This is a genomic window from Agathobaculum sp. LCP25S3_E8 (assembly GCF_052117165.1).
GTDB lineage: Bacteria > Bacillota > Clostridia > Oscillospirales > Butyricicoccaceae > Agathobaculum.
This window is the reverse complement of record NZ_JBQKJR010000012.1, coordinates 36,502-59,660: the sequence shown is the minus strand read 5'-3', so window position 1 is coordinate 59,660 and position 23,159 is coordinate 36,502. Positions and strand designations below refer to the sequence as shown.

Below are 23,159 nucleotides of genomic sequence, written 5' to 3'. Positions count from 1 at the left end.
AAACCAAATTATTTTGTGTCATACCAGCTGTGCCCCGCCTTGGCTTCCGCCACCAGCGGCGCGTCCATCGGAAACGCCGCCTCCATCTCCTCGCGCAGCAGCTGCATTGCGGTTTCCTGCTCGGTCTTGGGCGCTTCGAGAATCAGCTCGTCGTGCACCTGCAAAATCAGGCGGCTTTCCAACCCCTCGCGCAGCAGGCGGTCGCGCACGCGCACCATCGCAATTTTGATGATATCCGCCGCCGTGCCCTGAATGGGCGTATTCATCGCCACACGCTCACCGAACGAGCGAATATTGAAGTTGCGGCTTTTGAGTTCCGGCAGCGCGCGGCGGCGGCCGAACAAAGTTGTCACATAGCCGTTTTCCTTCGCACTTTCCTTAATCTCATCCATATACTTGGCAACGCCCGGATAGGTGGCAAGATAGGTGCGGATAAACTCGCCCGCCTCTTTGCGCGTCACGCCGATATCCTGCGCCAGCGAAAAGTCCGAAATACCGTACACGATACCAAAATTAACCGCCTTACACGAGGAACGCATCTGTGGCGTAACTTCATCGAGCGGCACATGGTACACCTTGGCTGCCGTCGCGGCGTGAATGTCCTGCCCTGAGCGAAACGCTTCAATCATATGCGCATCCTGCGAGATATGCGCGAGTACGCGCAGCTCAATCTGCGAATAGTCCGCGTCAATCAGCACATGATCGTCGTCCGGCGCAACAAACATGCGGCGCAGTTCACGCCCCAGCTCGGTACGCACCGGAATATTCTGCAAATTCGGGTCGGTGGAAGAAAGGCGCCCGGTCGCAGTGACAGTCTGCTGAAAATGCGTGTGAATGCGGCCGTCCTTGGGGCTGATGACCTTGAGAAGCCCCTCGACATAAGTGCTCTTGAGCTTGCTCAGCTGCCGGTATTCCAGAATACGCGGCACAATTGGGTGATCGTCCGCGATACGCTCGAGCACCTCCACATTGGTGGAGTAGCCGGTCTTTGTCTTTTTCGGCGCGGGCAGATGCAGCTTTTCAAACAGCACCTCGCCCAGTTGCTTGGGGCTGTTGATATTGAATTCACCGTCCGCATCGTGATAGATTTGCGCTACCAGCTCCCGGATGCGCGCATCCAGCTTGTCTCCGAAGGCGCGCAGCGCGTCCGGCTCAACCGCGCAGCCGAGCACTTCCATCTCCGCCAGCACGCGCATGAGCGGCAATTCGATTTCGTAATATAACTTGCGCATGCCAAGCTGCTCAATCTGCTCGGCTGTCTCGGTATAGATTGCGCGAATAGCCGCCGCGTGCTGCGCACAAGCCGCGGCAGTTTGCTCCTGTCCGCCGAGCGGCGACAGCGCCGCTGGATCATCCAAATCCAGAGTGGGCAGCTCCGTGTTGCAATACGCCAGCGTCACCCGCGGCAGATCGTATCCCGACTGGGTCGGGTCCAGCAGATATGCCGCGATGCAGGTGTCAAACCGGATGCCATCGGGTGCGATACCTCGCGTCAGCAGTGCCGCCGCAACCGGCTTAGCGTCATGCAGTGTAAGTTCAATCGAACCGTCGAACAGACGGCGCAGCAGGTCATCCCACTCTGTCTCGGAAAAATCCTCCGCAAACAGAACCGATGCCGTTTCTCCATCCAGCAAACAGGCGGCGCGCAGCGTTTCGGACAACACGGCAAACACGCGGTCGGACGTAGTCAGCGCATCGAGCAGTGCAAACGCTTCTGCCGCCTGCGTCACACGCTGCACGTGAGCCTCCGGCAGACGCGGCGCAGCCTGCTCACCGCTTAAGTTCAGCCGCTTAATGAAATTCTTAAATTCCAATCGCGTCAGCAGGTCATACAGCGCCGCTTCATCCGGCTTGGCTTCAGGCAGGTTTTCCACATCCAGCTCGAGCGGCGCGTTGCGGTCAATGGTTGCCAGCCAATAGCTGTCCTTGGCGGACTGCTCACCTGCCTCCAACTTGGTGCGCGCCCCTTTTTTGATGCGCGGGTCGTCCAGATGCTGATACACACCTTCCATCGAACCGAAGTCATGCAGCAGCTGCATCGCAGTTTTTTCCCCAATACCCGGTACACCCGGGATATTGTCTGAGGAATCGCCCATGAGTGCCTTGAGGTCAATCAGATAAATCGGGTCAAAGCCGTATTTTTCACGGAACTTCTCGGTATCATAGCTGTCATAGGTGGTCTGGCCCATCTTAGTCGTTACCAGCCGCACGGTCGTGCCACCGCCGACCAGCTGCAGACTGTCGCGGTCGCCCGTCACAACAACACAGCTGTCGCCGTGCTCATTCGCGCGGCGGCTGATTGTGCCAATCAGGTCATCCGCCTCATAGCCGGACAGCTCACAGCGCGTCAGTCCCATTGCGTCCAGCACCTCTTTGACCACCGGCAGCTGCGCTGCCAGCTCATCCGGCATACCTTTGCGCGTTGCTTTGTAGGAATCAAATTTCAGATGACGGAAGGTTTTTTCCCGCACGTCAAAGCAAACGACCGTACGGTCGGGCTGTTCATCGTCCTGTAATTTGAAAAGTGTGGCAAGAAAACCATAAACCGCGTTGGTCGGCAGGCCCTCGTGGTTGGAAAGCTGCCGCACACCGTAAAACGCGCGGTTTAAAATACTGTTGCCGTCAATGACCATGATTTTCATTCAAACAATCCTCATTTTTCTGCAAATTTCTGCTTAGATTTATTATATCCTATAACTGCGCATATTTCCAGACAAAATAAGGGACGGAGCATTTCGCCCCGTCCCCTGCTCGTTTGTTGCTTACGCACCGAACCGCATCTGCAGGCGCAGCCGGTCGGCAATCATAGAGATAAATTCGGAATTGGTTGGTTTTCCTTTCACGCCCGATACCGTATAGCCGAAATAGCTTTGCAGCGTTTCGATATCGCCGCGATCCCATGCCACTTCAATGGCATGACGGATGGCCCGTTCGACACGTGAAGAGGTGGTTTTGAATTTCTTTGCAATCGAGGGATACAATACCTTGGTTATCGCGCTCACTGCTTCCATATCATTGACCGCCATCATAATCGCCTCGCGCAGATACTGATAGCCCTTGATATGCGCCGGTACGCCGACCTGATGGATTACCTCAGTCACGCGAACCTCGAGCGCTTTCCCTTCCCCCGATGGGGCTTCCTCCTGCTTTCCCTCGCGCCACAGACGAATGCGTTCGCACACCCGCTCGGCGTCCATTGGCTTGCGCAAAAACATTTCCACGCCCAGCGCAGTGCATTCCGCACCGGCCTGCGGGCTGGCAAAGGCGGAAAGTACCACCACCGCCGTTTTGTTCTGTTCCTGCGAGCGCAGTCGGCTGATAACCGAAATGCCGTCCATCACCGGCAGCACCAAATCGATGATGAGCAGGTCCGGCCTCAGCTCCTGCACTGCCGCAAGCGCTTTTCCGCCATCCTCCGCCATTCCGACCAGTTCCATATCATCGGCCTTCTCCAATGCCGCTGCCATACGTGCACAAAATTCGCTGTCATCGTCCGCGAGCAATACCCGGATTTTCTGTTCCATGTTGTCTATACCAGCTTTCCGAAAAATTAGTGGTCTCTCTTTCTTGTCACTAATTTACCATATAATCCCAAATTGTTCAAGAAAAATCTCGAAAACCGGCGTATTTTTTGCTCGACAGCATTCGACAAAATTCGACAAGTTGCGATTTTTTTCTGATTAATTTTCCATTTCTTCAATCATCCGTTCAATGCCGATTGCATAGCCGCAGGTTGGATCGTTGACCAATACATGGGTCACCGCGCCAATCAGCTTACCGTTTTGCAGGACAGGCGAACCCGACATGCCCTGCACAATGCCGCCGGTCTTTTCCAGAAGCTCCGGATCGGTTACGCGCAGCATCATGCCGCGGCCATACTCGTCATCCTCCGGATAAATCTTAACCACCTGCACAGAATACTTTTCGACCGTATCGCCTTCGACATTGGTCAGAATTTCCGCATCTCCCACCTCGATTTCATCCGCCGATGCCACCGGAACAGATTCTAGTGAATCGTAAATCGAACTGTCGGTCAGCGTGCCGAAAATACCGCTTTCCGTGTTTTCGTCCACGGTGCCGATTGCATTGTCCGAAACAAACTCGCCCTGCAGCGCGCCCGGTTCACCAGCTTCGCCACGCTGCACCGATCCGACCGATGACTGAATCAAACTGCCGTCTCGCAGCGGGATGAGCACGCCTGTTTCACCGTCACAGATGCCATGACCCAGAGAGCCATACGCACCGGTTTCCGGATCGACATAGGTCAGCGTGCCGATGCCCGCCATGCCGTCGCGCGCAAGCACGCCGATGCGGTACACACCGTCTTGATCCGCGCACGGCGTTACAGTCACTGTGCGGCTGCTGCCGTCACTTTCGAGCGTCAGCTCCACCGGTTGCCCGCCGGAAAGCGCGATCTGCTTTTGCAGATCATCATTGGCGCTGATTTGCGCTCCGTTGACCCCCACAATCAGGTCGCCTTCCTGCACACCCGCATCCCGCGCAGGGCAAACCGCTCCATCCGCCGTCTGCACATCATCCAGCCGTACGACCAGCACGCCCTCGGCGCTCATCTGAATGCCGACCGTATGACCGATTGGAATGAGGGAGGAAATCTCGGCCGCCTGTGCGGAAACCAGCATCGCAAGGGTCAAAATCAGGGAAACTGCGATTTTTTTTGCATTTCTTTGCTGCATTTTTTCACCTCCGCGTTTACTATGCCACGCACCGGCTGCAAAAACGCCTGTGAACCTTTGCTATTCCTACTGTTTTTTTGGCTGCGCGAAGAGACTTTGGTGCTGGAAAGTTTTCCTACAATGCAAAAACGGCGGTTTTTCCTCATTTCGTTGGAGAAAACCACCGTTTTTTGAAAAAGTTACAAAATCCGTATGCCGCCACGCGCTACTCCATCCACTCCGACCACGCCCCGGCAAACTGATTATCCTTGAGACAGACAAAATGAAATGCACCGCTTAAGTTTTCGCCTTCCAGCGTGAACTGTGCCAGCGTGCCTGCCGCCAACTCATGCTCCACCACAGCGGCATACAAAAAGGAAACGCCTACGCCGTCCCGAACCAGCGTCTTTATCATCGAAAAATCGCTGATGCAGGCAAGATTGGAAAAGCTGTGCAGCGTACGGCTGCGCCGATGCAAGGCCTGCTCGAACACTGCGCGCGTGCCTGAACCCGCCTCACGCACCAGCAGCCGTTCCTTCAGCAGTTCTTCCAGCGGTACCGCCCGACCGGCGAAGCGGTGCGACGGCGCGCATACGCCCAGAAACGCCTCGCGCCGGTACATCTTTGCCGCATACTTGTCCTGATCGAAAAAGCCTTCCACCAATGCGAAATCCAGCCGTCCGCCCTCCAGTTCACACAGCAAAAGCTGCGTGTTTTCTACCAGCAGAGAAAAGCGCGCGTCGGGATGCATATGTAAAAACCGCTGCACCTGCGGGGCAATCACATATTCGCCGATGGTTTTGGTTGCGCCCACCCTCAGCGACACTGCGGCAGGACTCGACATACATTCCTCTATTTTATTGCTGTTATACGCCAGCGAACGCGCCAGTTCCCGCAAACGCAAGCCGGCTTCAGTCAGGCGAAGCGTCTTGCCCTCATAGGAAAACAAGCGACTTCCATAATGCTCCTCCAAAAAATGAATATGATGCGTCACCGCAGGTTGCGTGATGCACAGCCGCTCTGCCGCGCGGGTATAATTCATGGTTTCGCACAGGACCAGAAAGGTGTGTAATCTCGTATCCAGCATAAAATCACCTATAAGTACAATTTATGGTAATATTAAAATTCTTCATTTTATTTTATCGTAGAGCTGTATTATAATCAAGAAAAAAAGAGAAAGAAAAGAAGGAAAACGACATGCACTTTTTCAAACAAAACGGTCCCGGCCTACTGCTTTGCCTCATCATTGCGCTCCCCTGCTGGTATCTGGGACAACTGTTCCCCGTCATCGGCGGCCCGGTCTTCGCCATTGTTGTCGGTATGATTATTACGCTGCTCTGGAAAAATCAGACCAGCTTTGCAGACGGTATTACGTTCACCTCCAAGAAAATCCTGCAATATGCCGTCATCCTGCTTGGCTTCGGCCTGAACCTGTCGGAGATTGCCAAGGTCGGCGCGTTGTCACTGCCTATCATCTGCTCCACCATTGCCACCTCGCTGATTATCGCTTTTCTCCTGTACCGGTTCATGAAAATCCCGGCAAACATCTCCACGTTGGTTGGCGTCGGTTCTTCCATTTGCGGCGGTTCGGCCATCGCGGCGACTGCACCGGTCATCGGCGCGGACGATGAGGAAATCGCACAGGCGATTTCGGTTATCTTTCTGTTCAATGTACTGGCTGCTCTGCTTTTCCCCTCGTTCGGTGGCGCGATTGGCCTGACCAACGACGGCTTCGGTCTGTTCGCCGGTACGGCAATCAACGACACCTCCTCGGTCACTGCAGCCGCCTCCACTTGGGACACGCTGCACGGCACACAGGGTGCGGTGCTTGCCTATGCGACCATTGTTAAGCTGACCCGCACATTGGCCATTATCCCCATTACGCTGGTGCTTGCTTTCTGGCAGGTACGGCAGGCCAAGCGCAGTAACGAGGCGCGCTGCGGCAGCTTCTCTCTCAAGCAGATTTTCCCCTTCTTCATCCTGTTCTTTGTGCTCGCCTCCATCATCACCACGGTTGCCACGATGAACGGCGTAGATGCTACGGTGTTCAATCCCTTTAAATCGCTCTCCAAGTTCTTCATCATCATGGCTATGGCGGCCATTGGTCTGCATACCAATATCATCAAGCTGGTGCGCACCGGCGGCAAGCCGATTCTGATGGGCTTTTGCTGCTGGGTCGGCATCACCGGCGTCAGCCTCGGCATGCAGCACCTGCTGGGTCTGCTGTAAACAGAACAAAACGGCGCTTTGTCCGAACGCAATCGGGCAAAGCGCCGCTTTCTATTATTTAAACCGTGCCGAGCGTTCGGGCACAGGGCAGACCGAAGCCGTCGCGCGCTGCACGCACACCACAGCCAATCGCCTTGGCCATCACATAGGACGCAAGTGTGCCCACCGCATTGAGGTCGGCCTTCTCATGACCGACCGAACACGCGTAAATCGAATCGCCGTCCGCCGTGGTGTGCACCGGGCGAATGGCGCGCGCAAAGCCGTTGTGCGCCATCGAGGCCACGCGCGTCAGTTCTGCCTTGCTGAAAGCCGCATTGGTCACAATCGCGCCAATCGTGGTATTGGTTGCGGTTTTTTTATTGGCAGAAAACGGATTGCGTGCCGTTTCGATGCCCGCATACATCTGCTCCTCGGTCGAACGCAGGCCGTGCCCGTCCTCCGTGCGCAGACCGGCAATCTGCTTACCGGTATCGACATCAAAGATGTCGCCCAGCGCGTTAACCACTACAATCGCGCCCACGCGAATGGCGCCCACCTGCACGGCATATGCGCCGATGCCGCTCTTCATCGCATAGGGCGCGCCGCAGAACTTACCGACCGTTGCGCCCATGCCGCCGCCAACGCAGCCCAGCCGTATCTCGGTGTGCGAAGCCTGCTCACACGCATGATACGCCATCGCGCCGCCCGGACGGACGGTTTTATCGCCAATGGCAAGGTCAAAAATGCACGACTGCGCGACCAGCGGCACAGGCGTGATGCCGGTATCAAAGCCGATGCCGCGCTCCTCCAGAAAACGCATCACGCCGCCCGCAGCGTCCAGCCCGAAGGCCGATCCGCCCGAAAGCACCAGCGCGTGCAGCCCTGCCGCATCCGCCACCGGCGCGAGCAGCGGCGTTTCACGGCTTGCCGGACCGCCTCCGCGAATATCCACCCCTGTGGGCGCGCACTCGTCAAACAGTAACACGGTCACGCCTGTACCGGCCGCTTCATCCTGCGCCTGGCCGACCCGAAATCCGCCGACCTGCATAAAATCAATCTGCTGCATACCGTTCCTCCTGTGAAAAAAAGCTGCAAAGTATGCAGCTTTTTTCATTTTTCTGTTCTATTTTCTGTCAAGCAGCTCCTTGCTGCGCACTTTTTGCACCGCGCCGGCCAAAAATGCCAATCAGCACCTTACCGACTGCCAATGTCAGCACCGCAGCAATCAGGGCTTCAGGCACGCCGTTGATAGCAACCACGCCCATAATGACCTTGCGCAGCAGATCATAACTCTGGCCGCCTGCCGCCGCATATTGTTCACCGAACAACAGATAAATCAGGCCCATAACGCCGATCGTGTTGACCATCGAGCCGATGAAACCCGCCACCGGCAACGCCAATGCCTGCTTGTCATGCGAGATGCGCATGATAAGCTGAAACACCAGACCTGCAATCACACCGATCAGCACACGCGGCACAATCGCCACGATAAGGCTGGTCCAGTTGCCGGAGAACTCCGGGCTGAAGCTGTAAAACGGGGTGAACACAAACGAAGTCAGGTTTGGCGTAATGGTTGCGCGAATGACGCTTGTCACGCCGAATACCGCGCCGAGTACACCGCCCATTTTGGGGCCCAGCAAGCAAGCGCCCAAAATGACCGGAATGTGCATGGTCGTTGCATTCATAAAGCCGAGCGGTATGTAGCCCAGCGGCGTGAACGCCAGCACCAGTTCGAGCGCCACCAGCAATGCCATCTGCGCCAGCAGCCTTACATCTGTCTTTTTTTGATTCATATTCTGTTTTCCTCCTGCTCCCGTCCCGCCCTTATCGTCGGGTACAGGGCTTATTTTCCAATACGCCTCAGGAACGATTGCGTTTCCAAATCTGATGCAGTCCGTCCAGCAACAGATTTTTGTCGTACTCGCATCGGGCATGCAGATACGGCAGCACCAGCGGCGCACTGTCGCCCGTAACCACCACATGCGGTGTCTGCTCCAATGCTTCCGCGAAGCGATTGACCATACCGTCCACCATGGCAGCTGCACCGTAGACCGCGCCCACACGCATCGCGTCAACCGTGTTACGCGCCAGAACGCTCTCGTTTTTGGCTTCAAGCGCCACTGAAGGCAGCTGCGCCGCCTGCTCACGCAGGGCTTCCACACTCAGCCGCACGCCCGCAGTAATGGCAGAACCAACCAGCGCGCCCGCCGCATCGAGTACCGTGAAGGTTGTCGCCGTGCCTAAACAGACCACCACACAGGGCAGCTTGCCCTTGGCACGCGCTGCCACAGCGGCCGCCACGCGGTCCGATCCAACCTGCCGCGGCTGCTCCGAGCGGATGTTCAGGCCGGTTTTCACCCCGCTGGACACCTCAATCACATCGGTCACGCCCAGCAGACGCAATGCGTCCTCCAGCACAGATACCATGCCCGGCACCACCGAGCTGAGCACCGCGCCACGGATGCGTTCACACGACACACCATACAGTCCAAAGACCTGCTGCAGCTTGCAGGCATAGTCATCCCCGGTCTGCTTAGGCTCCGTTGCGATGGAAGCGGCAAAAACCTGCGCGTCTTCCTCATAACCGCCCAGCAAAACGTGGCTGTTTCCTGCGTTCACTGCAATCAGCATGGTGCATCTCCTTTTCCGGCGTATTGTCACCGATATTATACGCCCGCACCGCCCGCTTGGCAAGCATTTATTTAGGCAGCATAACAGGCGCAGCCAGCAATGTCCAAAGTACTGCATACTTCGGGCAGATTTGGCCTTGAATGTTGCCTTTTTCCTGTGAATAGTCCCACACACCCATGTGGTAAACGCGGTTGACCGTGCAGCCGACCACATACTCTGCCGCCGTGATGCATGCCGCGCCGCACAGGCAGCGTGCAAGCGGCTTCTCCTCGCGCACGTGACCGCGCAGCCGATGCAACCCGACCAGCACTGCGCCGCCGGTCAGCGCCATCGTCCAGTGGGTATATCCCCGCCAAAGGATTTCAATAAGCGAATAGCCGCCCGCCCCCAACAAAAAAAGTCCCGCTGTTTGTCCTTTCATCACAAATCACCGGAACTTATTTTGCCTATTTTTCTGTTATATTATGCCTGCTCAGTGCAGCAAACCGCGAGCGCTTGTGCAAAATCACCCTCGACAATATGCGCGCTGCATGACAGCATCAGATTGAACGGCAGGCCGAAATCCTCGACCGAAAAGCCGTCTTCATCCCGCTCGCCCAGCTTTTCCCGCAGGCTTCGCGCATCCGACACATAACCGTACACCGTTTTGCCCTTGGCAATGGCATAGCCGACCTCAAAGCAGGTGCCGCTGTCCGGCTCCGCGCCGCGGAAGGGGTTGAGGTTGGCGATAACAATATCCGCGCTGTCAATCAGCCCGCAGTTGCCCGCAAAAATCTCCTGCGCAGTATCTGCCTCGTTGTCAAACGGATACAGACCGACAACCCCTTTTTCCGCACACATCATCTTCATTTTTGCGCCGCGCTGCTTAGCGTCCGGCGCAAACACATCAAAGCCTGCAAGATAAATCTTTTTCAATTCCATTCTCCTTTTCTTCAACGCAGCACACGGCTCACGCAATCCACTATGAACAGCACGAACAGCACCGCAAACAAAACCTGCCGCCATTTTTTACCCAGCCGCGTCATGCCCTTTTCCAGCAGCGGCTGCAGGCCGTACAGGATAATCATACCACCCACGCCGAAGCGCAGGCTAGCCGACAAGCAGATGCGTCCCTGCCATTGGATGCTGTATCGCGTGTAATCCCACAGCCAGCCACCGGTCGTCCACTCGAGCAGATAGCTGGTAATCAGTTCGACCACGGTCGTCAACGCAACCACCGCAAGGAACACGACGACCGGCATGACGTTGACCTTTCCCACACGCAGCGACCTGCGCGACAACGGCCGCAGACAGGCTAGAATCAGCAGCGCTCCAAAGCCGTACACCGGCAGATATGGCCCGAACAGAAAGCCGCGATTGGAGAATCCCCAGCGATATACCACGACCTCCAGGAACACCTCATATATCCATCCGAGCGCTGAATACACCCAGAAATACAGAAAACCCGTCTGAAAACATTCAATTCCATTCTTGCGTTCTGCCATGACTGCACCCTCTTCCCTCTGTCAACATCCCTATCCAACGTATCAGCAGTATAGCATACTTTCGCGTCAAGGAAAAGCCAATACAACAAAAGCGACCGCATAAAGCGACCGCTTTTTCATGAGATTATGTTTTTGCCGGACTGCGCATCCGCCGTATGCCGCGGCGTGCCATCGCCACCAGACTATCCACCGCCCATGCGATGAGCACGGCACCCACAATCGTACACACAGTGAGCACCGCATAAAACACATAGCGATTCATTTCCGGCCAGTGCTCCAGTAAAAAGCGGGAGCAACGGGTGAGCACCAGCACATGCGCGAGATACGCCTCATAGGAATGCCGTCCCACAAAGCCGCACACCTGCTGCACCATACGCCCGCGTGCCAGCCATTCTGCCACTCCGTAAAAAAACAGGATTGTCACCATGGTCAGCACTGCATAGCCGGGCGAAAAATAGCTGACGCAGTTAAAATTGACCGCGCCTTCCCGATATACCGCACGCACGCTCAGCCACATCGCATAGCCCAGCGCGCCGGCGCATACCAGTCCCGCCGGCACGACCAGACGACGCGCCCATGCGGCAAAAGCATCGGGAAACGAACCGCACAGCGCGCCCAGCGCAAAATAACCCGTCCACAGCAGAAAGCCGCGTGTACGCCAAGTAACGAGAATCTGGTGTGCCAAGCCATCGCTTGGACGGAAAGCAAGCAGCAGCAGCCACGCCCCCAGCAGCACCACGGAGGCCACAACCATCCGCCGCCGTGTCGTACCGTATCGCCGCAGCCCATTCCGTGCCGCGAAAAACAGCGGCACCAGCACGACGAACTGCAAAATCATCGTCACATACCACAGATGATAGCTTGTATCGCCATAAACCATGCCCCGCGCCACGCTGCGCAGCGTCACCGGCTTTTCCGCGTACCACAGATACACCGCCGTCCATATCGCATAGGGCAGCACAAGCTGCCGCACGCGTTTTCCCAGATACGGCAAATAGCGCGGTGATTCTCGATAAACATAAAACAGCGCCGCACCAAACAGCATCACAAACAGCGGCACGGCAAAACGAAACAGCTCAAACGAAGCGGCGATGACCACTTTTTCGCTCGGGCCAATGTCATATCGACGCGCATATGCACCCAATATATGCTGTACCGCAACCGCCGCAAATGCGGCGGTACGCAGTACATCCCATGACGGCACATGCGGCCTGCGCACAGCAGCGCAAGCCGCGCCGTCCTTTTTCTCTGTCATTGCAACAGCTTTCTTGCTTACAGGCGCGCTTCCAGTTCGCGGCGGCGCTCCTCAAAGCCCGGCTTACCCAGCAGCGCGAACATGTTCTTCTTATACGCCTCTACGCCCGGCTGGTTGAACGGGTTGACACCGAGCAGATAGCCCGAGATACCGCAGGCCTTCTCAAAGAAGTAAACCAGATAACCGAAGTGCCATGCGTCGGCCTTATCAATTTCCACGATGATGTTGGGCGTACCGCCGTCCATGTGCGCCATCAGCGTACCCTGATACGCCTTGGAGTTGACAAACTGCACGCTCTTGCCCGCCAGATAGTTCAGGCCATCGATATCCTCAGCGGTTTCCTTGATATAGCTCTCCGAGCGAGGCTCCTTGACCCATACCACAGTCTCAAACATGTTGCGGGCACCATCCTGAATGAACTGACCAATCGAGTGCAGGTCGGTCGAGAAGTTGGCCGAGGTCGCAAACAGGCCCTTGTGGTCCTTACCCTCGGACTCATCAAACAGCTGCTTGAACCACTCGCCGAGCATGACAAGAGACGGCTCGTAGTTGACGAGAATCTCCATCGCCTTGCCCTTCTGATGCAGGATGTTACGCAGCGCGGCATACTTGGCGCAGTCATGGTCCGTACCCTCGGCAAACGCCTTGCGTGCCTCAGCCGCACCGGACATTGCTGCATCAATGTCCAAACCGGCCGCCGCCATGGGCAGCAGACCGACCGCCGTCAACACGGAGAAACGACCGCCGACGTCATCCGGCACAACAAAGGTCTCGTATCCCTCGTCATCTGCGAGCTTCTTGAGCGCGCCGCGCGCCTTGTCGGTGGTTGCAAAGATGCGCTCCTTTGCGCCTTCCTTGCCGTATTTCTCCTCGATGAGCTTTTTGAAGATTCGGAACGCGATAGCCGGCTCGGTTGTCGTGCCCGACTTGGAAATGACGTTGATGCAGAAATCGCGGTCACCGATAATTTTGACAACATCATTGAGGTACGAGGATGAGATATTGTTTCCGACAAAATAAACCTCCGGAATGCCTTCCGGACGCACGCCATTATACATCTGGCCGTTGACAAACTCAATCGCAGCACGCGCACCCAAATACGAGCCGCCGATGCCGATGACAACCAGCACATCACAGGTCTGCTGAATCTTCTTGGCCGCCTGCTTGATGCGGGCAAACTCTTCCTTGTCATATGCTTCCGGCAGATCTACCCAACCCAAAAAATCGTTTCCCGCACCGCTTTTGCTGTGCAGGGTATCCTGTGCCGCCTTCACCAGCGGCGCCATGCAGGCAAGCTCCTCTTCGCCCACAAAGCCCTGTAATCCTGTCAGCTTCAATTCCATCGACATAATTGCATTTCCCCTTCATTCATATTCTCAAAAATCACTTCATCGACTTACAGAAACGCTTTTATTAGTATATCATATCTTTGCAAAAGCGCAAGGTTGTTGTTATTTTTTTACAAAGCCCTTGTCTTTATAACACAAAAACGCAGCATTCCACTTGTTCTATCTCTGTAAAATGATAAAAGCCGCTCCCCAAGCGGGAGCGGCTTCTACTCAGCGGTAAATCGGGAATTGCGCGCAAATATCGCACACATTATGACGGATTTCTTCCGCCTTATTGTCGAAATCGGTCGCTGTCTGCCAGATAAACTCCGCAATATGCAGCATTTCCGGCTCACCGAAACCGCGCGATGTAACCGCAGGCGTGCCGACACGCTGACCGGAGGTGACAAACGGGCTTTCCGGATCGTTCGGAATAGCGTTCTTGTTGGCAGTGATATACACCTCGTCCAGACGGCGCTGCAACTCCTTGCCGGTGACACCGGTCTTGCGCAGATCGATCAACATGAGGTGGTTGTCCGTGCCGCCGGACACCAAATCGAATCCCTGATCAAGCAATGCCTTCGCCAGAACACGCGCATTGGTAACAACCTGCTGCTGGTATGCCTTAAATTCGGGCTTGAGCGCCTCGCCGAAGCAAACTGCCTTCGCCGCAATCACATGCTCGAGCGGACCGCCCTGCGTGCCCGGGAAGATGGCCTTGTTGAACTTCTTGCCCAGTTCTTCGTTATTAGACAGGATGACGCCGCCACGCGGACCGCGCAACGTCTTATGCGTGGTGGTAGTCACTACGTCCGCATAGGGCAGCGGGCTCATGTGCAGACCGGCTGCAACCAGACCGGCGATATGCGCCATATCCACAAACAGGTATGCGCCAACCTCATGCGCAATCTCTGCGAACTTGGCAAAGTCAATCGCACGCGGATATGCCGACGCACCTGCGATAATCATCTTGGGCTTTTCCTTCTTGGCCAGATCGCGTACCGCATCATAATCGATATAGCCGTTTTCGTCCACACCGTAAGATACGATATGGTACAGCAGACCGGACTGGTTGACCGGCGAGCCGTGCGTCAGATGGCCGCCGTTGTCCAGACTCATACCCAGCACGGTGTCACCCGGCTGACACAGCGCCTGATACACCGCCATGTTGGCCTGCGCACCCGAATGAGGCTGCACATTGGCGTACTTCGCGCCAAACACTTCACACACACGTTTGATGGCCAGATTTTCGACCTCGTCCACACACTCACAACCGCCGTAATAGCGCTTGCCCGGATAACCTTCCGCATATTTGTTGGTGAGTACCGAACCCATTGCCGCCATAACCGCTTCGCTGACGATATTCTCAGACGCGATTAACTCGATGTTACGAGCCTGACGGTCATACTCTGCCTGTATCATACGCCCCAACTCGGGATCATACGCCTTTACAAATTCCATTGCTTCGCGTACCATTTTTCAACCTCCAAAACGTGTGATTTCATTCTGTTATTTAATTAAACCACATTTTAACCTTTGATGCTATTGGCAAACAGATAGATTTTACTCCCGCTTCTCCACGCATTATGTTGAAAATGTTAAATCGAACAACATCTCTTGCATTCTCGTCCAGATATGATATGATAGTATCATATACGCCATCAGGAGAGGATTCCCATGACCAAAAAAGAACGCGCCCGCGCGGTGACCGAGCTTTTGCGTGAAGTCTATCCCGAGGCTGTGTGCGCGCTGCATTATACCCATGATTATGAACTGCTGTTCGCCACGCGCCTATCCGCCCAGTGCACGGACGCGCGCGTCAACATTGTAACCGAAACACTGTTCAAACAGTTCCCCACGTTGGAAAGCTATGCGGAAGCTCCGGAAGAGGAGATTGCAGAGGCCATCAAGACCTGCGGCCTGTTCCGCACCAAAGCGCGCGACCTCAAAGCCTGTGCTATCATGCTGCTGAGCGAATACGACGGCAAAGTGCCGGACAATATGGAGGATTTGCTCAAACTCCCCGGTGTCGGCCGTAAAACAGCCAACCTGATTCTCGGAGATATTTTCGGCAAACCGGCCATCGTGACTGACACCCACTGTATCCGTCTGTCCAACCGGCTGGGCTTTGTCAAAAATGAAAAGGACCCTGTCAAGGTGGAAAACGCACTGCGCAAACTGATTGATCCGGCTGAGTCTTCGGACTTCTGTCACCGTCTGGTGCTGTTTGGCCGCGAGCACTGCACCGCACGCAATCCCAAATGCGAAAACTGTCCGCTCGGCGCAGTCTGTCCTTCTTATCCTATCACAAAATAGTACATTTCAAACACAAAAACGACGCAGATTACCTGCGTCGTTTTTTATATTCAAGTGCTTTATTTCGCATCCCAACCGTTTTCCTCGGTCGCTTCGAGCAGACAGGTTTCGCTGCTCAGACCACGCCCCTCAAACACCGGCCGGTTGTTTTCATAAATCAACCGCAGCCCCTCCAGCGTCAGATTGGGATCAACCTCATCAATCAGGTCGCAGTACTGCGCCATCATGCGGCCCATACCGCCTGTGGCAATCACGCGCGCGTTACCGCCCAGTTCCGCGCGGATGTCCGTGATGATGCCCGCCAGCGCCCCGACATAGCCGCGCACCGCGCCCGACTGCATGGACTGCACCGTAGTTTTGCCGATAGCGCGCTCCGGCCGCTCGATGTCCACGCGCGGCAGCTTGGACGCCTTGAGAAACAACGCCTCCATCGCCACCTTGATGCCCGGAAAGATGGCGCCGCCCTGATACGCGCCCTTTTCGTCGATTGCGTCAAACGTCGTGGCCGTACCGATGTCAACAATGACCAGCGGCTTGCCGTATTTGCTCACCGCAGACACCGCATTGACTAGTCGGTCCGCACCGACTTCGCGCGGGTTTGCATAGCGGTTTTCAATGCCGATATCCACATCGCGCCCGGCAATAACCGGCCGCACCCGCAGATATTTACGGATTGCATTAATCAGCGTATACATCACGGGCGGCACAACCGATGCAATGATAACCGCGCTTGTTTCATTGCGGTCTATGCCGTGAAAATGGTAATACTGCGAAATCTGCATACCCAGCTCGTCCGAGGTGCGCTCGGCATTGGTCGAAATGCGGAATGTTCCGCGCAGCTTTTCCCCCTCATATAATCCAAACACCATGTTGGTGTTGCCTACGTCAATTGCCAAAAGCATTTCTTTTCCCCTTAGCTTCCTTATTGTCCGATTTTCTCCCGCCGCAGCAGCTCCCCGTCCTCGTTGACGAGTTCAAGCAGCTTCGGCTGTCCGTTTTCCACTGTCAGCCGGCCATAACTTGCCGGACCGCCGCGCGGCAGGCTGATGCTGCCCGGATTACAGACCAGCACGCCGTTGACGCGCTCCAGATACATGCGATGCGTATGTCCGAAAAAAGCAAGACCGCAGCCTTCCTCACGTGCCAATTGCGCCACCTGCTTGCCCTCGCGCACATATACCTGCTCTCGGTGTCCATGTGTCAGAAAAATGCGCACGCCATCCAGTGTTACCACGGCATGCTCGGGTACTTCCCGGTCAAAATAATCGTTGTTGCCACGTACCGCGCACACCGTCAGCCGTGGAAACACGCTTTCCAACTCACGCGCATCATCCGTATGGTCGCCCAGATGCAGTACCATATCCGGTGCCTCCCGTTCGACCGCGCAGGCCATGCTCACATTGTAGCCATGCGAATCCGTAAAAATCAGTATCTTCAAGGCTCTGCCTCCCTTCCGGCGACACAGCAGTATTTTACAACGGGATTGCACACTTGTAAACCCTCTCCCTCACATTTTTCCATTTCGCCGCATATACTGGCAATAAACGATGCATGGAAAGGGATGGGAACAATGCCCAATCAAGAGGAAATTCTCCGCCGCATCGCGGAGCAGGCCGGAAAAACCGATGCACTCACGCAGCTGCAAGCCGCTCTGCGCACACCAGACGGCCAGAAAGCCGCCCGAATTATTTCCGACCGGCATGCGGCCGATCTGGAACGCGCCGCGCAGGCAGCGCAGCGCGGCGATATGGGAGAGGCCGCCCGTCTGGCGCGGCAGCTGATGCAAACCGAAGAAGGCGCCAGCCTTGCCGCACAGCTCAAGAAAATCTTCGGCAAATAAGGAGGCTCCGCTATGGATAACGATATGCTGTCCTCCCTGCTGAGCGACCCGGAAGCACTGCAAAACGCGATGAAAACCGTCTCCGGCATGTTGGGCGGTGCGGAGCAATCCGCGCCGTCCTCTGCGAACGACTACGACCCGACCACCGAGTGGATGGAGCGGGCGCTGCCCGTATTCGGAGCGATTGTGCAGAGTGGACAGAGTGCGGTCAGACAAGAAAAGCGCGCCCTATTGGGCGCGCTCAAACCCTTCGTCACCGATGAAGTCGCAGGCCAGTTTGACCACGCCATGCGTCTGGTCAGCATGGCGCGGATGGCGCGCGCAGCGCTCGGCCAATTCGGTCAGCTGAGCCGCGCAGACGGCGCTTCGCCATCCGATGACGGCACACGCGCGCTTTGATGCGAAAGGAGGGCAACCGTCTTTGTACAACCGCTATCTGACCGAAGCTGCGCCCAGCGCGCCGCTACATAACGAAACCGTATCGCATCACCCACCACAAAGTGGGCAAACCGACTCCGTGCTGGCAGAACTGTCCCGCGGACTGTCCGGCCGTCTGCAAAACATCCGGCTGGACGCGGATACCATCATCGCGCTGGTCATCGTCTGGTTTCTTCTCTCCGACGACGGTGGTGAGGTAGACTGGGAGCAGCTCATTCTCATTGGCGTGCTGCTGATTCTGGGGATCTGACCGATGTGTCAGATCCCTTTTTCTATATGTGTCATTGCGTTTCTTACTGCGCTTTGAGACGCTCTGCTGCGGCGTCCGTCAGCCGTGCGAAGTCCGCAAGGCTCAGCCGTTCCCCGCGCACGCGCGTATCCAGCCCAACCGATTCAATAAGCGCTGTAATACCGTCCTTGCCCAGCGCACCACCGAGCACCGGACCAAGCGCGTTAACCAGCGTCTTACGCCGCATGTTGAACGCGGCGCGCACCAGTGCAAAGAACAGCTTTTCATCTCGCGTCTCGACCGCAGGCTGCTGAAGCGGGGTCAACTGCAAGACCGCAGAATCCACCTTGGGCCGCGGCACGAAGCAATCTGCGGGTACATCGAACAGAATCTCTGCTGCGGCATGATACTGCACGTAAATGGAAAAGGCCGAGTATGCAGCCGTTCCAGGCGCGGCGCAGATACGCTGCGCGACCTCCTTTTGCACCATGACCGTAATCTTATCAAACGCGCGGCTTTCGAGAAGCGCCGTAATCGCAGGCGTCGTGATATAATACGGCAGGTTGGCACACGCGACTGCATGTGCGTCCCCAAATTTCTCTGCGCACAGCGCGGCAAGGTCGAGGGCCAGCACATCACCCTGCACGACCTCGAAATTGTCGAACTCCGCCAGCGTTTCATCCAGCACGGGCAGCAGCGCGCGGTCCAGCTCAACCGCGACAACCCGCTCTGCCGTGCGGCAGAGTTCTGCCGTCAGGCAGCCCATACCAGGGCCAACCTCGATCACGTTCCCGGCTTGCGCCGCGCTGCTTTGGGCTGCAATGCGCTCCGGCACAGAAATATCAGTCAGAAAATTTTGGCCGAGCGATTTGGAAAAGTGGAATCCATGCTTTGCAAGAACCGCACGGATTACATCAATATCACAAAGATTCATAGCTTCCTTTCCTCAGAAAAGGCCGGCGGCAGAAGTGCCGCCGGCCTTTGTTTTGTTGTCTTGAAAGGCCTGTCCGGATATGACCCGACAGCCTTTCCTGATATGTTTTTTACTCCTCGCCTTCAATCAGGCCGTAGCCGCCCGCCGCACGCTTGTAAACAACTGCATGAATGTTGTCATCATCCGCATTGCGGAAGAAGTAGAACTGATGATCCAGCAGATTCATCTGCAAAATCGCCTCGTCTACACTCATTGGCTTAACGTCAAACTTCTTGCGACGCACAATATCGAAGTCCTCCTCGGACAGCGCCGCCTGCTGCTCGGCCAGCTTATCAAATGCGCCCTCACGCAGCCGCTTTTCCAAACGGGTCTTGTGCTTGCGGATCTGGCGCTCAATGCTGCTGATTGCTCCATCCACGGATGCAAACATATCAGTCGTGGTTTCCTCTGCGCGCACAACCAACCCGGCCTGACGCACTGTAATTTCCACAGTTTGCTTGCCGCGCAGTTCGCTAAAGGTCAGAGTGGTGTCGGAATCCTGATGGAAATACCGATCCAGTTTTTCAACCTTGCGCAGCGCGTATTGCCGCAGATCGTCGTCAATTTTCATCTTTCTCTCGACGATGGTAAACTTCATAACATCATCTCCTATCGGGCAGAATGCCCAAGATACTTTGGCGTTGCCGTCCGCCGATGGCTGCGGCCGCCATATGGGGTTTTGCTATATTTAGTATACCACGCCTTCGGGCAAAATGTCCAATCTATTTTGCGCAAGTTCACAAATTGTTCAGCAGTTTCTCTAACCGTTCCTCAAATCTCGCCCTCCGCATGGCGCGTGACATGGCAGGAGATGTTGACTACACACGGCAGGCCAGCGATATGCGTGCCGAACGGCTCAATCGCGCAGGAAAGCGCAGTCACTGTACCGCCAAGGCCCTGCGGCCCGACGCCCGAAGCGTTGACCTTGTCCAGAATCGCCTGCTCCATGTCCGCATACAGTGGATCGGCATTATGCTCACCCACCGGTCGCAGCAGCGCGCGTTTAGCAAGGAAGGCGGCCTTGTCACTCGTACCGCCCAGACCCACGCCAATGACAATCGGCGGGCAGGGATTAGAGCCTGCGTTGATGCAGGCGTCTGCGATGAAATCCACAATCTGTTCCTTGGTCGCAGCGGGCGTAAACATCTTCATTGCGGTCATATTTTCCGATCCAAAGCCCTTGGGCGCAACCGTGATGCGTACCTTGTCCCCCGGTACAATCGAGGTATACAGCACGCAAGGCGTGTTGTCGTTCGTGTTCTCGCGACGCAATGGGTCGCCCACGACGGACAGGCGCAGATAACCGTCAATGTAGCCGCGGCGCACACCCTCGGTCACCGCGTCCTCAAATGCGCCGCCCGTCAGGTGCACGTCCTGCCCGACCTCAGCAAACACAATTGCCATACCGGTATCCTGACAGACCGGCACATCGTTTGCGCGCGCCAAATCGCAGTTTGCAATCATCTCACCGAAAATCTCCTTGCCCAGCGGCGACTGCTCGGCCTTCTGACCGTCCACAAACGCCTGCCGCAGGTCGGCGGGCAGGTAATAATTTGCGTCGATGCACAGCTGCCGCACCAGCTTGGTCACTTCCGAAACGTCTATCGTTCTCATGTTGTCCTCCTGTATTCCAGTGCACCGTTTATCCAAACAGCCTGCACCTGAGTTGCAAAATCCAGCGGGTCGCCGCTCCACAGCACGCAATCCGCATCCATACCAACCTGCAATCCGCCGATACGTTTTTCCATGCCTGCAATCTGCGCCGGCACCGAAGTGACCGCACGCAGCGCGTCGGTTTTGTCCATGCCCGCGCGTACGGCAAGCATGAGCGCCATTGGCAGAAGCCGCAGCGGAATTTCCGGATGATCGACCGTAATCGCGGTCGGAATGCCCGCACCGGCCAGCACGCCCGGCGCCGCATCCGTCAGATTGCGTAATTCCGGCTTGGAACGGTCGGTCATATACGGTCCGCTTACCACCGGCACACACTCTCCCGCCAGCAAATCAGCCACCAGATGGGCCTCCGTGCCATGCACAATGACCGGCTTGATGCCGAATTCCTTTGCGATACGCAGCGCGGTGAAAATATCATCCGCACGATGCGCGTGGAAATGCGCCTCAATCTTGCCCCACAGCAGCGGCAGCAGCGCTTCCAGCTTAATATCGTAATCCGGTCCATCGTCATCCGGGTCACTCTCGGCGCGTTCCCGCCTCGCCAGATACTCCTTTGCCTTGTAAAGCTGCTCTCGGATGAGCGCAGCGGTCGCCATACGAGTGACCGGACTTTCATCCTTGTCATGATAAACTGATTTTGGGTTTTCCCCCAGTGCAAATTTGATGGCAAGCGGCGCTTTGAGCACCATATCGTCCACCCGGCGTCCCGCAGTCTTGAGAAGCGCAATCTGTCCGCCAATAGGATTGGCGCTGCCCGGGCTGACCGCAACCGCAGTTACGCCGGCCTCAACCGCCTCACGGAAACCTCGATCCATCGGATTGATACCGTCGATGACGCGCAGATGCGGTGTAACGGGATCGGTGTCCTCGTTGCCGTCCGCACCTTCAAAGCCCAATCCATCCTCATACAAGCCAAGGTGGGAATGGATGTCGATAAGACCGGGCGTGAGCACGCCGCCCGCGCCATCGATCACCTGCTCGCAATCCGGCGGCGCCTGTGTGCCTGTGGCAGAAATTTTTCCGTCCTCTATCAGCAGCCAGCCCGAAAAGCGCGTATCCGCCTCATCCATCGTCCAAACGGTTACATTTTTAATTAGCTGTTGTTTCATGAAAACCTCTTCGAAAAAAGCATTGACATGAATGGGAAAATATGGTATATTAACCATGGCAGTTGAAAAGCTGCCATGCACCGTTCATATCTTTATCCCCACAATCCTACTTTTGGCGCTCTTCCGCGAGGAAGGGCGCATTTTTTATAATATTGTGCAAAATCTGTCGGATACAGTGGAATAAAAACAAAACCGAGGTCGCCCTCGGTTTTGTTTTTATCTGCGTCTGCGTGAACCGTTTTTACGGTCGGTCGCATGACGGACATCCGCCTGACGGCTTTCGCTGTCCGACATGAATGCCTTTAATTTATCCTCGAAGCTCATCGTTGCAGGGTCCTTCGGCTGCTGTGCCGCGCGTCCCCGCGGTGCAGCGGAACGCTGCTGAAAACGCGGCTGACGGGCCGCAAAACCGCCTGACCGCTCCGGGCGCTGCTCCTGTGGCTGCGCTTTCTTAATTGAAAGATTGATACGTCCGGCCTGATCGATATTGATGATCTTGACCTTGACCGTCTGCCCTTCCTGCAGAAAATCCTTGATGTCGTTGACAAAGCTGGACGCAACCTCAGAGATATGCACCATGCCCGACTTGCCCTCCGGCAACGCAACGAACGCGCCGAATTTGGTAATGCCCGTTACCTTGCCTTCTACAATCGCTCCCACTGCCAAATCCATATAAGTTTTTTTGCCTCCGTTAATCTTTTCCCTTTTACCGGCTGGAGGTGTCTACAAAAACACGTTCCCCGGGTTCCGCATAGCTCAGCTCCGAACGGGCCAGCTCGCCGATATCCTCCTCAGTAATGCCGTTTTGCATTTCCTGCCGCAACAGCTCATTGGCTTCCTGATATTCCTGCACCTGCTGGTTTAAGGAGTCCAATTCTGCCTGCTTATCCGCGATCTGCGACTGCAACCGAACGATTGTGACCACTGCATAGAGCAAAAACGCCAGCATCGCTATTTTTACCACAACCGGCATTTTCCGCTTCGACACCGTTTTCTCACCT

General features: G+C 55.9%; 26 protein-coding genes. 5 read left to right on the top strand and 21 right to left on the bottom strand.

Translation table 11 applies throughout. The annotated features are described in order from the left end of the window. Positions 1-8 precede the first annotated feature (8 nt). From polA to ACTQ34_RS06610, 4 genes are all read right to left on the bottom strand, one after another. Positions 9-2,642: a DNA polymerase I gene (polA, locus tag ACTQ34_RS06625; RefSeq protein WP_441363083.1), complete on the bottom strand. Its 2,634-nt coding sequence runs from the start codon at positions 2,640-2,642 to the stop codon at positions 9-11. Positions 2,643-2,762: 120 nt separating this feature from the next. Then, positions 2,763-3,524: a sporulation transcription factor Spo0A gene (gene spo0A / locus ACTQ34_RS06620; protein ID WP_441363082.1), complete on the bottom strand. Its 762-nt coding sequence runs from the start codon at positions 3,522-3,524 to the stop codon at positions 2,763-2,765. 156 nt (positions 3,525-3,680) lie between these two features. Then, positions 3,681-4,694: a SpoIVB peptidase gene (gene spoIVB / locus ACTQ34_RS06615; protein ID WP_441363081.1), complete on the bottom strand. Its 1,014-nt coding sequence runs from the start codon at positions 4,692-4,694 to the stop codon at positions 3,681-3,683. A gap of 205 nt (positions 4,695-4,899) precedes the next feature. Next, entirely contained in the window at positions 4,900-5,760 is an 861-nt protein-coding gene (locus ACTQ34_RS06610) for a LysR family transcriptional regulator (protein ID WP_441363080.1), read from the bottom strand. Positions 5,761-5,870: 110 nt separating this feature from the next. Here ACTQ34_RS06610 and ACTQ34_RS06605 point away from each other — a divergent pair, with 110 nt between their 5' ends. Then, positions 5,871-6,902 (top strand): YeiH family protein, encoded by a 1,032-nt coding sequence (locus ACTQ34_RS06605; protein ID WP_441363079.1) that lies wholly within the window; start codon positions 5,871-5,873, stop codon positions 6,900-6,902. Positions 6,903-6,960: 58 nt separating this feature from the next. On the opposite strand, the gene ACTQ34_RS06600 is transcribed toward ACTQ34_RS06605, so the two are convergent. The 9 genes from ACTQ34_RS06600 to glyA all read right to left on the bottom strand — a co-directional run bounded on the left by ACTQ34_RS06600 (position 6,961) and on the right by glyA (position 15,055). Next, a complete protein-coding gene (locus ACTQ34_RS06600; protein WP_441363078.1) occupies positions 6,961-7,947 on the bottom strand; it encodes a P1 family peptidase in 987 nt (328 codons plus the stop codon). A 67-nt stretch (positions 7,948-8,014) separates the two neighbouring features. Continuing rightward, a complete protein-coding gene (locus ACTQ34_RS06595) occupies positions 8,015-8,674 on the bottom strand; it encodes an ECF transporter S component (RefSeq protein WP_441363077.1) in 660 nt (219 codons plus the stop codon). A gap of 67 nt (positions 8,675-8,741) precedes the next feature. Then, positions 8,742-9,512 carry a type III pantothenate kinase gene (locus tag ACTQ34_RS06590; protein ID WP_441363076.1) on the bottom strand — a complete coding sequence of 257 codons (771 nt, stop codon included), beginning with the start codon at positions 9,510-9,512 and terminating at the stop codon, positions 8,742-8,744. 67 nt (positions 9,513-9,579) lie between these two features. Then, entirely contained in the window at positions 9,580-9,933 is a 354-nt protein-coding gene (locus tag ACTQ34_RS06585) for a putative ABC transporter permease (RefSeq protein WP_441363075.1), read from the bottom strand. Between the two features lie 41 nt (positions 9,934-9,974). After that, positions 9,975-10,433, bottom strand: coding sequence for a nucleoside 2-deoxyribosyltransferase (locus ACTQ34_RS06580; RefSeq protein ID WP_441363074.1), 459 nt, complete (start codon positions 10,431-10,433; stop codon positions 9,975-9,977). A gap of 11 nt (positions 10,434-10,444) precedes the next feature. After that, on the bottom strand, positions 10,445-10,996 hold the full coding sequence (locus ACTQ34_RS06575) for a putative ABC transporter permease (protein WP_441363073.1): 552 nt from the start codon (positions 10,994-10,996) through the stop codon (positions 10,445-10,447). 124 nt (positions 10,997-11,120) lie between these two features. Next, entirely contained in the window at positions 11,121-12,251 is a 1,131-nt protein-coding gene (locus ACTQ34_RS06570) for an acyltransferase (protein WP_441363072.1), read from the bottom strand. 17 nt (positions 12,252-12,268) lie between these two features. After that, positions 12,269-13,600 carry a glucose-6-phosphate isomerase gene (locus ACTQ34_RS06565; protein WP_441363071.1) on the bottom strand — a complete coding sequence of 444 codons (1,332 nt, stop codon included), beginning with the start codon at positions 13,598-13,600 and terminating at the stop codon, positions 12,269-12,271. A 210-nt stretch (positions 13,601-13,810) separates the two neighbouring features. After that, positions 13,811-15,055, bottom strand: coding sequence for a serine hydroxymethyltransferase (gene glyA, locus ACTQ34_RS06560; protein ID WP_441363070.1), 1,245 nt, complete (start codon positions 15,053-15,055; stop codon positions 13,811-13,813). A 201-nt stretch (positions 15,056-15,256) separates the two neighbouring features. Between glyA and nth the strand changes: the two genes are divergently transcribed. Further along, positions 15,257-15,895, top strand: a complete 639-nt coding sequence (nth, locus tag ACTQ34_RS06555) for an endonuclease III (RefSeq protein WP_441363069.1) — start codon at positions 15,257-15,259, stop codon at positions 15,893-15,895. 59 nt (positions 15,896-15,954) lie between these two features. Here nth and ACTQ34_RS06550 read toward each other — a convergent pair whose 3' ends face one another. Continuing rightward, entirely contained in the window at positions 15,955-16,797 is an 843-nt protein-coding gene (locus tag ACTQ34_RS06550; RefSeq protein ID WP_441363068.1) for a type III pantothenate kinase, read from the bottom strand. Between the two features lie 20 nt (positions 16,798-16,817). After that, positions 16,818-17,333 carry a metallophosphoesterase family protein gene (locus ACTQ34_RS06545; protein ID WP_441363067.1) on the bottom strand — a complete coding sequence of 172 codons (516 nt, stop codon included), beginning with the start codon at positions 17,331-17,333 and terminating at the stop codon, positions 16,818-16,820. A gap of 132 nt (positions 17,334-17,465) precedes the next feature. Between ACTQ34_RS06545 and ACTQ34_RS06540 the strand changes: the two genes are divergently transcribed. Genes ACTQ34_RS06540 through ACTQ34_RS06530 form a run of 3 tightly spaced genes read left to right on the top strand, consistent with a single transcriptional unit; the run spans position 17,466 to position 18,423 of the window. Beyond that, on the top strand, positions 17,466-17,735 hold the full coding sequence (locus ACTQ34_RS06540) for a hypothetical protein (RefSeq protein WP_441363066.1): 270 nt from the start codon (positions 17,466-17,468) through the stop codon (positions 17,733-17,735). A gap of 12 nt (positions 17,736-17,747) precedes the next feature. After that, on the top strand, positions 17,748-18,134 hold the full coding sequence (locus tag ACTQ34_RS06535; protein ID WP_441363065.1) for a hypothetical protein: 387 nt from the start codon (positions 17,748-17,750) through the stop codon (positions 18,132-18,134). 22 nt (positions 18,135-18,156) lie between these two features. Beyond that, a complete protein-coding gene (locus tag ACTQ34_RS06530) occupies positions 18,157-18,423 on the top strand; it encodes a hypothetical protein (protein WP_441363064.1) in 267 nt (88 codons plus the stop codon). Positions 18,424-18,466: 43 nt separating this feature from the next. Here the strand turns inward: ACTQ34_RS06530 and rsmA are convergent, their stop codons facing one another. The 6 genes from rsmA to ACTQ34_RS06500 all read right to left on the bottom strand — a co-directional run bounded on the left by rsmA (position 18,467) and on the right by ACTQ34_RS06500 (position 23,146). Further along, positions 18,467-19,336 carry a 16S rRNA (adenine(1518)-N(6)/adenine(1519)-N(6))-dimethyltransferase RsmA gene (gene rsmA, locus ACTQ34_RS06525; RefSeq protein WP_441363063.1) on the bottom strand — a complete coding sequence of 290 codons (870 nt, stop codon included), beginning with the start codon at positions 19,334-19,336 and terminating at the stop codon, positions 18,467-18,469. Positions 19,337-19,445: 109 nt separating this feature from the next. Continuing rightward, a complete protein-coding gene (gene hpf / locus ACTQ34_RS06520) occupies positions 19,446-19,973 on the bottom strand; it encodes a ribosome hibernation-promoting factor, HPF/YfiA family (protein ID WP_441363062.1) in 528 nt (175 codons plus the stop codon). A gap of 173 nt (positions 19,974-20,146) precedes the next feature. Continuing rightward, positions 20,147-20,989 carry a fumarate hydratase gene (locus ACTQ34_RS06515; protein WP_441363061.1) on the bottom strand — a complete coding sequence of 281 codons (843 nt, stop codon included), beginning with the start codon at positions 20,987-20,989 and terminating at the stop codon, positions 20,147-20,149. Then, the gene (locus ACTQ34_RS06510) at positions 20,986-22,158 is read right to left on the bottom strand and encodes an amidohydrolase (RefSeq protein WP_441363060.1); all 1,173 of its coding nucleotides are present in this window, start codon (positions 22,156-22,158) and stop codon (positions 20,986-20,988) included. The genes ACTQ34_RS06515 and ACTQ34_RS06510 overlap by 4 nt, the downstream gene beginning before the upstream one ends. Before the next feature lie 216 nt (positions 22,159-22,374). Next, positions 22,375-22,830, bottom strand: coding sequence for a S1 RNA-binding domain-containing protein (locus ACTQ34_RS06505; protein WP_373164571.1), 456 nt, complete (start codon positions 22,828-22,830; stop codon positions 22,375-22,377). A gap of 34 nt (positions 22,831-22,864) precedes the next feature. Beyond that, a complete protein-coding gene (locus ACTQ34_RS06500; RefSeq protein ID WP_441363059.1) occupies positions 22,865-23,146 on the bottom strand; it encodes an FtsB family cell division protein in 282 nt (93 codons plus the stop codon). Between the last annotated feature and the right edge of the window lie 13 nt (positions 23,147-23,159).